Source organism: Bradyrhizobium sp. BR 1432 (genome assembly GCF_051547705.1).
Taxonomy (GTDB): Bacteria; Pseudomonadota; Alphaproteobacteria; order Rhizobiales; family Xanthobacteraceae; genus Bradyrhizobium; species Bradyrhizobium zhanjiangense.
Genome location: NZ_JBPUGF010000003.1, coordinates 6,082,729 through 6,092,037, shown reverse-complemented (window position 1 = coordinate 6,092,037; position 9,309 = coordinate 6,082,729). Strand labels below are relative to the sequence as shown.

Annotated in this window: 17 protein-coding genes and 2 pseudogenes; 14 read left to right on the top strand and 5 right to left on the bottom strand. The window is 61.0% G+C overall.

The genetic code is table 11. From position 1 onward, the window contains the following. Positions 1 to 15 precede the first annotated feature (15 nt). Complete coding sequence (locus ACSKB8_RS29535) at positions 16 to 297, top strand: hypothetical protein (protein ID WP_438107950.1); 282 nt, start codon at positions 16 to 18, stop codon at positions 295 to 297. Between the two features lie 107 nt (positions 298 to 404). Further along, positions 405 to 746, top strand: coding sequence for a hypothetical protein (locus ACSKB8_RS29530; protein WP_438107949.1), 342 nt, complete (start codon positions 405 to 407; stop codon positions 744 to 746). Here ACSKB8_RS29530 and ACSKB8_RS29525 read toward each other — a convergent pair. Both ACSKB8_RS29525 and ACSKB8_RS29520 read right to left on the bottom strand, forming a co-directional pair. After that, on the bottom strand, positions 743 to 1,606 hold the full coding sequence (locus tag ACSKB8_RS29525; protein ID WP_438107948.1) for an SDH family Clp fold serine proteinase: 864 nt from the start codon (positions 1,604 to 1,606) through the stop codon (positions 743 to 745). The genes ACSKB8_RS29530 and ACSKB8_RS29525 overlap by 4 nt on opposite strands. A gap of 1 nt (position 1,607) precedes the next feature. Continuing rightward, positions 1,608 to 1,802 carry a hypothetical protein gene (locus ACSKB8_RS29520; protein WP_438107947.1) on the bottom strand — a complete coding sequence of 65 codons (195 nt, stop codon included), beginning with the start codon at positions 1,800 to 1,802 and terminating at the stop codon, positions 1,608 to 1,610. 874 nt (positions 1,803 to 2,676) lie between these two features. Here ACSKB8_RS29520 and ACSKB8_RS29515 point away from each other — a divergent pair. The 8 genes and pseudogenes from ACSKB8_RS29515 to ACSKB8_RS29480 all read left to right on the top strand — a co-directional run bounded on the left by ACSKB8_RS29515 (position 2,677) and on the right by ACSKB8_RS29480 (position 6,173). After that, entirely contained in the window at positions 2,677 to 3,414 is a 738-nt protein-coding gene (locus ACSKB8_RS29515; protein ID WP_438107946.1) for a hypothetical protein, read from the top strand. A 71-nt stretch (positions 3,415 to 3,485) separates the two neighbouring features. Then, the gene (locus ACSKB8_RS29510; RefSeq protein ID WP_438107945.1) at positions 3,486 to 3,707 is read left to right on the top strand and encodes a hypothetical protein; all 222 of its coding nucleotides are present in this window, start codon (positions 3,486 to 3,488) and stop codon (positions 3,705 to 3,707) included. A 27-nt stretch (positions 3,708 to 3,734) separates the two neighbouring features. Beyond that, positions 3,735 to 4,661, top strand: a complete 927-nt coding sequence (locus ACSKB8_RS29505; protein ID WP_438110731.1) for a 3'-5' exonuclease — start codon at positions 3,735 to 3,737, stop codon at positions 4,659 to 4,661. A gap of 122 nt (positions 4,662 to 4,783) precedes the next feature. Then, on the top strand, positions 4,784 to 5,101 hold the full coding sequence (locus tag ACSKB8_RS29500) for a hypothetical protein (protein WP_438107944.1): 318 nt from the start codon (positions 4,784 to 4,786) through the stop codon (positions 5,099 to 5,101). A 54-nt stretch (positions 5,102 to 5,155) separates the two neighbouring features. After that, the gene (locus ACSKB8_RS29495) at positions 5,156 to 5,383 is read left to right on the top strand and encodes a hypothetical protein (RefSeq protein ID WP_438107943.1); all 228 of its coding nucleotides are present in this window, start codon (positions 5,156 to 5,158) and stop codon (positions 5,381 to 5,383) included. Positions 5,384 to 5,508: 125 nt separating this feature from the next. Next, positions 5,509 to 5,775, top strand: a complete 267-nt coding sequence (locus ACSKB8_RS29490) for a hypothetical protein (RefSeq protein ID WP_438110730.1) — start codon at positions 5,509 to 5,511, stop codon at positions 5,773 to 5,775. A gap of 28 nt (positions 5,776 to 5,803) precedes the next feature. After that, positions 5,804 to 5,872: pseudogene (locus ACSKB8_RS29485) on the top strand (NUDIX hydrolase); the annotation flags it as partial. Positions 5,873 to 5,969: 97 nt separating this feature from the next. Beyond that, entirely contained in the window at positions 5,970 to 6,173 is a 204-nt protein-coding gene (locus ACSKB8_RS29480; protein ID WP_438107942.1) for a hypothetical protein, read from the top strand. A 77-nt stretch (positions 6,174 to 6,250) separates the two neighbouring features. On the opposite strand, the gene ACSKB8_RS29475 is transcribed toward ACSKB8_RS29480, so the two are convergent. Together ACSKB8_RS29475 and ACSKB8_RS29470 are read right to left on the bottom strand one after the other, a co-directional pair. After that, positions 6,251 to 6,430 carry a hypothetical protein gene (locus tag ACSKB8_RS29475; protein ID WP_438107941.1) on the bottom strand — a complete coding sequence of 60 codons (180 nt, stop codon included), beginning with the start codon at positions 6,428 to 6,430 and terminating at the stop codon, positions 6,251 to 6,253. Then, on the bottom strand, positions 6,430 to 6,651 hold the full coding sequence (locus ACSKB8_RS29470; RefSeq protein WP_128944248.1) for a hypothetical protein: 222 nt from the start codon (positions 6,649 to 6,651) through the stop codon (positions 6,430 to 6,432). Before ACSKB8_RS29470 ends, ACSKB8_RS29475 begins: the two co-directional genes overlap by 1 nt. A gap of 339 nt (positions 6,652 to 6,990) precedes the next feature. On the opposite strand from ACSKB8_RS29470, the gene ACSKB8_RS29465 reads away from it, so the two are divergent. The 4 genes from ACSKB8_RS29465 to ACSKB8_RS29450 all read left to right on the top strand — a co-directional run bounded on the left by ACSKB8_RS29465 (position 6,991) and on the right by ACSKB8_RS29450 (position 8,585). Continuing rightward, positions 6,991 to 7,452, top strand: coding sequence for an Hsp20 family protein (locus tag ACSKB8_RS29465; RefSeq protein WP_438107940.1), 462 nt, complete (start codon positions 6,991 to 6,993; stop codon positions 7,450 to 7,452). 83 nt (positions 7,453 to 7,535) lie between these two features. Next, positions 7,536 to 8,027 carry an Hsp20/alpha crystallin family protein gene (locus ACSKB8_RS29460; RefSeq protein ID WP_438107939.1) on the top strand — a complete coding sequence of 164 codons (492 nt, stop codon included), beginning with the start codon at positions 7,536 to 7,538 and terminating at the stop codon, positions 8,025 to 8,027. A gap of 80 nt (positions 8,028 to 8,107) precedes the next feature. After that, the gene (locus ACSKB8_RS29455; protein WP_438107938.1) at positions 8,108 to 8,437 is read left to right on the top strand and encodes a hypothetical protein; all 330 of its coding nucleotides are present in this window, start codon (positions 8,108 to 8,110) and stop codon (positions 8,435 to 8,437) included. A gap of 16 nt (positions 8,438 to 8,453) precedes the next feature. Then, complete coding sequence (locus ACSKB8_RS29450; RefSeq protein ID WP_438107937.1) at positions 8,454 to 8,585, top strand: hypothetical protein; 132 nt, start codon at positions 8,454 to 8,456, stop codon at positions 8,583 to 8,585. Positions 8,586 to 9,053: 468 nt separating this feature from the next. Here the strand turns inward: ACSKB8_RS29450 and ACSKB8_RS29445 are convergent. Beyond that, positions 9,054 to 9,293, bottom strand: a pseudogene (locus ACSKB8_RS29445) (Ku protein); the annotation flags it as partial. Between the last annotated feature and the right edge of the window lie 16 nt (positions 9,294 to 9,309).

Below are 9,309 nucleotides of genomic sequence, written 5' to 3'. Positions count from 1 at the left end.
ATAATATCGTACGCCATGATCTTGTTCTGTGCGCTTTCGGCACCGGCCTTTGCCATCGATCTGGAAATCGCAGCTTACAATCGCTGCGTTTCTGATGAATCTATGCGGCTCTCAGCTGGATCGAACGCTGCAGATCTGATCGCAAAAAATGCGGCAGTGCTTTGCGGCGGTCTGCTAGCGAAGATGCTCGAGCGCAATCCCAATCTCGTAGGGGGTCAGCTCACCGCTTATGAGAACCACGCCGTGGGAGAAGCGACGCTCGCTGTCCTGGAATCCCGAGCCAAGAAGCGACAGTAGGATGAACCGCATCGGCCGGCGCACTATCACCTGTATGTCTTACAGTCGTCGCGATCGTTTGGCGGTTGGCGCGTTTTCTATAGTCAGCGGTATCGGGGATAGTCGCAGTGCGCGGTCTAGGAAGCTTTATATTTGTTGTCCTGTTCTTTTGCGGGATTGGCCTGTTCGGATATTGGAACAGATATATCCCTGATGCCGAGCAGGTTGCGTTCGACAAGAGGTTTGATCGCGAAGCAGTCTTCGTGAAGACGTGCGGGTCTGATCCTGGCGCAGCCGCTGGACCGATCTTGAAGGTCTATCGATTTGAAGAGAAGCTATGGTTTCGCGATCTCAATCGATGGCGCGTCGTCGATGCCAAGCCTGAAAACGTTTGCGACCTCCTCGACATCGAGAAGGGGCACGAGCCAAAACCTGGGATCTTGCCGCCGGGATGGTCCCGCGGCGGCTAAGCAGCTCGCAGGCTGTTGCTGATCGAAGGGCCTTCAAAGATTTTGATCGCCCCTGCCCGACGGATGTCGTGCTCGTACATGCATCGTAAGAGCCACAAGCGCTGCCATAGGTCGTCCGATGAACTTAGTTTCGTCACTGACAGACCCAGACGCATGGCCTCGTCCGCGTCAATGACCGATCCGTGAGATGGGTACTGTTGCCGCGACGCTAAGGCTTGCACGACGGAGTTTATCTCTCCAGGTTGTTTGCCCTTCATCATGCCCGTGGTCAGAAGGGTTTCCGCGAGCTTCATTGTCTGCGCAATGGCGTGCTGTGCGGCCTGGACGAAAACCGGATCTACCCCTTGCACTCCGATCAGGAAATGCGCGGGCACGATATTATTCGGCCCGAGGGAAATAAACGGATCCGCTGGGCCGAGCTCCGAGGCCGGTCCCATGACGATGTTCGATCCCACGAGCGCGAGCATCGTTCCATTGCTTTTTGCGCGGCATGGAACGATCACTCGTAGGTCGGGCGCGAGAGTCCGAAGGAGCGATGCAATCTTTTCGGTGGGATCGGTGTAGCCGCCGGGGGTCTCGATCAGAAGATCGACAGGACCGCCCTTTGCATCGCGCAACATCTCAGTGAAATAGACCTCGTCACCCAGGCTGATTTGCGCTCGCTGATCAGTCATAGACGCAAAATAGACGAGCAATGTCCGGCCGGTCAGGGCCTGGATGTCGCGTATCATTAATTGCCTAAGATACCTGTCCTTCTCCGCCACCCAAAACAGCGGAGATTGCTTAGGTAGGTTCATCGACCGCGGAAACTGATCGTCGGCCGTTACAGGCGCAGGCGGCGCCGACGGGGCACCGGTCATGCTATTCCGTGGGTGATGTCGACCGCTGACGAATGGTTTCCGCGATGTCTCTGAGATTGACCTGCGGGCTCTGCTCAGCATCGTGGGTATGCGGATCGATCCGCACAGGCTGAGCAACGAACCCGAGAAGCGAACTGTAATCCGCGTCCTTCCGTTCCTCTGTGGGGCCGTACAGACGCCCCGTTGCCATAGCCATGCTGATCTCCCTTTGCAACTCGGCAATCGCCAAGTCAGATCCGAACATTCCAGCTATTAACGCTGCGTTAACGATGAAGTTCGGTTGCCCCACGAAGGAACTAAAGGCCTACCGGAGGCCCGACGTCAACTCAAATTGATGCTTTACAACTCTGCCGAGCTTTGCGGCGGCCCCAGAATCAGGCCCGCATCGCTACCACGTTGTCCTTCTTTTCGGCTGGCGGACTGGCGCAACAGGCCGCCCGGTCGGCAATCGTCCGCCGACCCTTCTCCCGGACATCGCCGGGGCGGTAGGCGGTTGAAATCTACCCGGAGCGCCCAGCCAGCTCGGGGAGGCCCATTCCGGCTTGCCCCGCCGCCTTCGTTCATGCGACCGATCACGGCGCCCATCCGGTGGCATTCAGACCTCACCAGGCCCGTCGCCCCGCTAATATGTGCAGTGGGGGGCGCCCCTCGCCCATCAGGCGCTCCGGGGCCCTCCAGACCTCGTGAGAGCGGAAGATGGCATTCAGGTTCCACGCGGCCCTTTGGGCGTCTTTACACTGATTCGCTCGTGCTCGCCCGCTACCCGCCAACGATCGACGTCCAGCAGTCGCAGCCGGTTCTGGCAGATCCACCACCAGTCGCCGGCGGCGTATCCTGAGGTCCTCGAGCGACTGATGGTCCTTGAGCCTAGTACAATAGTCGACAAATACCCTGCACGCTTGCTGCAGTGCGCCTAAAGCCTGCCCTGCACTGGACGCGAGGTGCGTAGCGGTACCCCGCGGCCGCCTTAGACCTTTTGATTGCGGACCGCGGACCTCCCGCGCGTAAACGGCGCTTGCCCTCGCGCATCGGTTGCGCTTGCATAGCCCCTTTCGACGGGGCATTTCAACATGCGCATTTTGGTGATTGTGGCGGCCTGCGCCACGGTGGCTGGCTGCATGACAGCTGGCGAGACGGTTTCGTTCAAGGCGTCTAATCCGCAGCAACAAGCTCTTATGCGGGACGGGCAACCTGCCCTTGTGTCTCGACAGAAAAGCTCTGTGGTGCTCGTTCGACCGGCATCCCGTCAGCTGCAAGCGAACGGCCGCCCTGTGTTCGTGGTGGGCATTAATAATCTCAGCCGACAGCCTGTCGAGTTTCGAGTCGGACAAGTTGAGGCAGTCCAGCACGCCGCCGGGTCGGACTTCGAAATGAAAATCGTGACCTATGAGATGCTGGTTCAGGAGGAAAAGAACCGGCAGGTCGCCGCTGCGCTTCTGACAGGCGTTGCCGCCGGCGCCAACGCATACAGCGCCTCTCGCGCTGGTTACGGCAGCTACACGACACCGAGTGGCCGAACCGGCACGTTCTACAGCCCGACCGCAGCGGTCATTGCTCAAGGCAACGCAGCTGCTCAGAATGAAGCGATGATTTCCGCGACCATCGAGACCGGCCAGCGCAACATGGCCGTGCTCGAGCAAGCGGTGATCAAAGACAATACGCTGCTACCGGGCGAATGGTACGGAGGCCAGCTGCACCTTGCGCCGCCGACCGACCAGGGCGGAGCTCAAAAGAGCTACACAATCGTGATCACTGTTGGGCCTGACCGTCATGTCATTGACGTCGCTCAAGGGCCGGCAGGTGCGTGACCGGGTCAAGCTAATTGATATTGCGCGGCTCCGCCGCTCCGATCGTTGAAGCAACATTCATGGAGGTTTTCATGCCCAAGAAGCCCACCAAACCCAAGCAGCCCAAATTTGAATCTCCGGATTTTGTTGGGCAGCATTCATTTGTCGTGATGAGCGGACGAACAGCGGTCGTTGGCCTGAATGCAGAGAAGATGGACGTGGTTGCAGGTGGAGCGCTTGTCTTCTATTCAGGCGGCGAAGCGGTATATGCCATCGCGGCAGGAGCGTACACGCACGCTTTCCGAAACGCCTGAAGGCATACGCGAAACTCCAACGTGAAGATAGCGTTACGCGAGGTCAGCACGACGCCGAATCCTGAGAACCACCTAGCCTTGGCCGCCATGGCCGAGGCATTGGCCAAATCTGCAGATTACCGCGTCCTTCGGCGTTTAGTGCGCCGTGAGACCTTTACGCCGTCCAGCGAGCAACAAACCAAAACCGGGATTCTGCTCGATGTAGAAACGACAGGCCTCGACCAGCGAAAGGACGAAGTCATCGAATTGGGGATGGTCAAATTCGGCTACCTACCGGACGGTCGCATCGCAGGTCTGAGAGATACTTTCACCTCGTTCAATGAGCCATCCGCGCCCATCCCGCCGGAGGTGATTGCTCTCACCGGTATCACCGACGAGATGGTCGCCGGCCACCGTATCGACGAGGATTCTGTTTCGTCATTCGTGGGCGACGCAGTGATCGTCATTGCCCATAACGCAGGCTTCGACCGCAAATTTGCGGAGCGCTATTGGCCAATCTTCCAACGCAAAGCCTGGGCATGCTCTGCAACGCAGGTCGAGTGGCGGAAGCATGGCTTCGAAGGCTCTCGCCTGGGCTATCTCTTGAACGGCGCCGGCTTCTTTCATCATGCCCACAGAGCGGTCGACGATTGCCATGCGCTGCTCGAATTGCTTGCTTTCCAGCTCCCCACGACAGGCACATCAGCTCTGGCGGCCCTGCTTGAGCAAGCCCGGAAAAAGACGATCCGCGTATGGGCGGAGCAATCGCCTTTCGATCTCAAGGACGCCCTCAAGCGACGGGGATACAGATGGAGCGATGGGACCGACGGTAGGCCAAGGTCATGGTTTGTCGATGTTGATGAGAGCAAGCTTGAGGATGAGATCACGTTCCTCAAGGCTCAAATCTATCTTCAGGACGTACAACCGCGCTTGCAAACCCTGACGGCATTCGACCGCTTCTCGATCAGGGCATGAGGCGGGCGATGCCGAAACGAAATTGCTCCATGCATCGTTCCTTTTTAAGCAGTTGCGCAGCCCTGTTACTTTTCACGGCACCAACCTTTGCCGCTATCGATCCGGCGACTGGACCTAGGTACATGGGTCACGCTTCAGGAGATCGCGACCAGTGGCAGCGGATCGATTTCCGTTCGGAGCGGCTCGCCGTTCGAAGGGCGCCCCACATCAAGGTTGCCATCCAGACCCGAGGCCCGGCCATGCAAGGTCTCATCCGCATTCCTGGAGCGCCGGCCTCCAACTTTGACACTGGCAAAGGGCTGACTGTGGTTGATCTCATCAACGTCGGCGACGATACCAGAGGTTATGCAGAGATCGTCGCATTGGAGATCGTGTTCACTCAGACGACGCCGGGCCAATACTACCAAGTCTTCGCAGTCGACTACGGCAGAGGAAATTAGGACCGCCGAGCTATGATTGTGACTGCAGTCCAAGACCAGGCGATTGCCGCCCGAATGGCGCTGATCGTCGGTGCGGATCGCTTCGATCGGCTCTTCCGAGCTGTCCGGTTCGACGAAGTGGACGGCGATATCCTCTACGTCTATGCACGAGACGAGGATGCCGCAGCCGAGATGGAGGACGAGTTCGCGCTGCAGATTTCGATCATCGCCTCGAAGATCCTCGATCGCCAGATCAATGTAGTGCTCGTTCTCCCGCGGCAGCTGATGAAATCGGGACAATAGCTGTCCACAGACCCGCACTGGAACAGGTGGACAAGATTGAGCCTGCACATTTCGAATCCCTGCTCTGTGCTATGCGCCGGAACGACGCGGGCGGCGGAAGGATTCGTCCGGCAGGAGCGATCTCGATGCTGATGACGAAGGAGAGACGGCCGGCGATCCGGACGATGCGCGGATGGGCGATCAGCGTTCTGCAAGAAGCCGGCGCAATCGGCGAATGCGGGGCGCACGGGTGGATGCAGGATCGCGCCGACCCGCATGCCCGCGAGCGTGCCCTCGACATCGCTCGTCAGGATCCGCCGCCAGGCGTCTCGTCCGATGAGGCTGCCGCCGAGCTTCGCGATTTCCTGGATTCGATCGGCGTCACCTGTCCCGAGTGCCCGCCCGAGGACTGAGGGATCGACGCCGGCGTGGAAATGCGTGCGCAAGCCGCGCGGCATCAGACTGACGCCGACCTCGCGCTATATTCGCGACAAGCTCTTTCCGAGGTGAGCGCGGCAACCGTTGCGCGGGTGCGTGTGAGCTACAGGCTAGGCCAGGAACTTAGCCGCAATACCAGCGTTCTTTGGCTGCGAAATTCGATTCCAAAATGGATGACTATCGTGACATCATCGCCGCCGCCATGGCGCTGGCTTGCGCCGGCGTCATGCTGATAACGGGCCAGCTATATCTCGAGTACCGCGCCAGGCAGTTCGATGGTGCCCGACTGATCCAAGCACCCGATAGGAACGGCGCCTCCTCGCCAATGGCCTCCGGCGGCAAGGACGCGCACTCTGGCATCGGCTCGAGCTGACGACAGTAGCATCGATCTACGACGAACTGCCCACCCGAGACGTGGATGGCGGTCATCGTGTGGCATTCGGAAAGAGCTTATGCGGCGTACCGATCCGGAAAGCCGCCCAGCAATTCATCCAGTAGCCGCTGCTCGCGTTCGATCCGGCTTCGGTAGAGCTGGCGCTCGCTCTCGCTTTTGGCGCTCGCCAGTAGCAGCCGATAGTGTCCGATGACCTTTTCGCTGCCGCGGATCAGGAGGTCGCGAACGTCGCTCATCACTCGGCCCCCATTCCTGCGGAGCGAGCGGGACCTTCCGGCAGCATAAACGCGACTGGGAAGGTCTCTGCGGCGAGGGATTGAACCGCGGCCTGCTCCTCGGCGAGGCGGCGTTCGATGAACTGGCGTTCAAGCTCCGATAGCTTCGTCCGAAGCAGTCGCTGGTAGCGGTGGATGTTGTTGCGGTGCGCGCGAATGCGGGCCAGATCTTCATCGAGCATCGTCGTCACTCCTGACGGTCGTCGCGGTCCTTGTGTTGAGAAGAAGGGAAGAGAATCCCAGCGGAAAAATATTCGGGCGCGGATCACTGTCAAGACGCCTCTTGCCGCGCATCCGAGTCCTTCAGGAAGGTGGCGCAGGGCCGGCCGTCACCGGCAAATTTTTTGCGACCCACCGCTTGAAACGACCTTCCGTTTATCTAAGTCATTTTTCGCCGCGAGAGCGGTGTGCCGGGCGCCTCATCGGGCCCGGTGCGGGCGCCGGGCCGGTGTCTTCGGACCCCGTCTGAAACCCCTGTCTTGCGCTCTTCGTATCCATCTTGCTCTTTGGAGGACTTGGTTATGAGGACGACCTTCGACTTCGCGCCCCTGTGGCGCTCCACCATCGGCTTCGACCACCTGGCCGATCTCGTCGATAGCACCATGCGCCAGGCGACCGAGGACCACTACCCCCCGTACAACATCGAACGGTCCGGCGAGGACCACTACCGGATCTCGCTCGCCGTCGCCGGCTTCGGAGCCGACGACATCACCGTGACGGCCGAACAGAACGCGCTCACCATCGATGGCAGGAAGCCCGAGAAGGCGGCCGGCGAATATCTCTACCAGGGGATCGCCGCACGTCCATTCAGGCGCGTGTTCAATTTGGCTGACTACGTCCAGGTGAAAGAGGCCGCCTTCCGCGACGGATTGCTGATCATCGATCTCGTCCGCGAGGTGCCGGAAGCCATGAAACCGCGCCGGATCCAGATCGGAAGCGGCGCCTCTCCGGCCTCGCAGATCGAGCAGAAGAAGGCGGCCTGACGCCGGATCGAGGTTCGATGGCGGAACGCGGCCTGCGCAATCGCGGCCGCGATCCTTGGCTCATGCAACGAAGGAGAAAAACCATGGCAGTTGGTGATCTCATTCCCCGGTCGCGGAATCAGGAACTTGCGCCGGCGCGCGGCAACTACGACCCCTTCATGGCGCTTCATCGCGAGATGAACCGCCTCTTCGACGATGTCTTCCGCGGCTTCGGCGGGACGGGTCTGGCGCCGCTGATGGAAGGGCAATTCGGCTGGCCCAAGATCGAGCTCAGCGAGACGGACAAGGCGCTGACGATCTCGGCCGAACTGCCCGGCATGAGGGAGAAGGACGTCCAGATCGAAATCGCCGGTGGCGTGCTGACCATCCGCGGGGAGAAGAAGGCCGAGCGCAGCGACGAAGGCAGGTACTTCACCGAGCGCACCTACGGCGCCTTCGAGCGGCGGATCCCGCTCGAGGACGTCGAAGAAGACAAGGCCGAGGCGTCGTTCAAGAACGGCGTCCTGATCGTGTCGCTGCCGAAGTCGGAAAATCCGAGTGCGGGCGTCAAGCGCATCGCGATCAACACCCAGTAGCAATCCGGACGGCGGCCACGCCGCCGTCCGGCACCAACTCGAACCCATCCCGAAGAAAAGGAGCGTAAGGGAGGCAACCGATGGCCAACGCCAACACAAACACCGGCAATCTCGATCCCCTCTTCCATCCCGCCGCGCACTATGCATCTGCGGACGACGTCCTCAACGACGATGAGCTCTCCGTGCCGGAAAAGCGGATCATCCTGTCGTCTTGGGCGTCCGACATGTTCGCAGTGGAATCCTGCCCCGCGCTACGCGAGATACCCGGCATGGATCGCGCGATCCGGCTCGCCGACATCCTCGCCGCGCTGCGGCGGCTCGACGGCGACGACGATGACCCGCCGCGCGGCGGGGGTGTGCCGATGCGGCTGCGGCGGCCTTGGGCCGCCGCGCTGCGGAGGTCAGCATGATACTCACCAGGCCGTAGTGACGGTCGTTCTGCTCGGGCAGGCTTCGGCGATGTGGGCCGTTCCGTTCATTACGCTCATGAGCGAGTCGAAAGGCCGGCTCGCGCAGCAAGCGCAGGCGACAACGCTGTTCGCGCGCGGCGCAGGGTAGCCTCGAGCATTTCCTTCTGCTTCTCCCAGCGAGTCTCCTCATCTCGGCTCGCCCCTGGAGTGCCGTCCGTTCTCTTCGATCGAGTCAACCTCGGACTCATTGGAGGGGGCCGCTATCGCCAGATCGTAGAAGCCCAGTGAGGCCTGAGATGTCTTGAGCGTCCTAGCCATGAAGCATGCAGGCTCGCAGGTCTCTTAGCGCCGGCGCGCGACCCAAACACCGAGCAGGAACGCGACGAAGAGCGACTGCAACGGGGCCTTCACCGTTACCTCGCGCAGCCGACCGGCCCAGCGCATCGCGGCGTCAGACGAAGGCGACTGGAGCGGCTGCCGCCTCCTTGCCGCCTCCGCCGAGGCGGCGGGCCTCACACCGGAAACCTGCTCGACGCCGTCGGATCGCTCACAAGCCCCGAGGCTTCTGTCATCGCCGAAGCTTCTCGCATATCCATGCGGCTCTCCTATTCTGGCTTCAGGCAGACTTGCGCTGCGGCCTGGCCGCCGGCTTCTTCGCCGCCGCCTCCTTGCCGGCGATCGGCATAAGCATCTCCCGTTGCCCCACGGCCGCCTTCTTCCCTTTCTTGGCCGGCTTCTTCGGAGTCTTGGTCTCGGCGGAGGCACCGCCGACACTCCGGCGCAGCGCCTCCATCAGGTCGACGACGTTGCCGGCAGCGGGCCGCTCCTTCGGCGCGATCGGCTTTCCGCTGCGCCGGGCTTGCGCCCGGCCA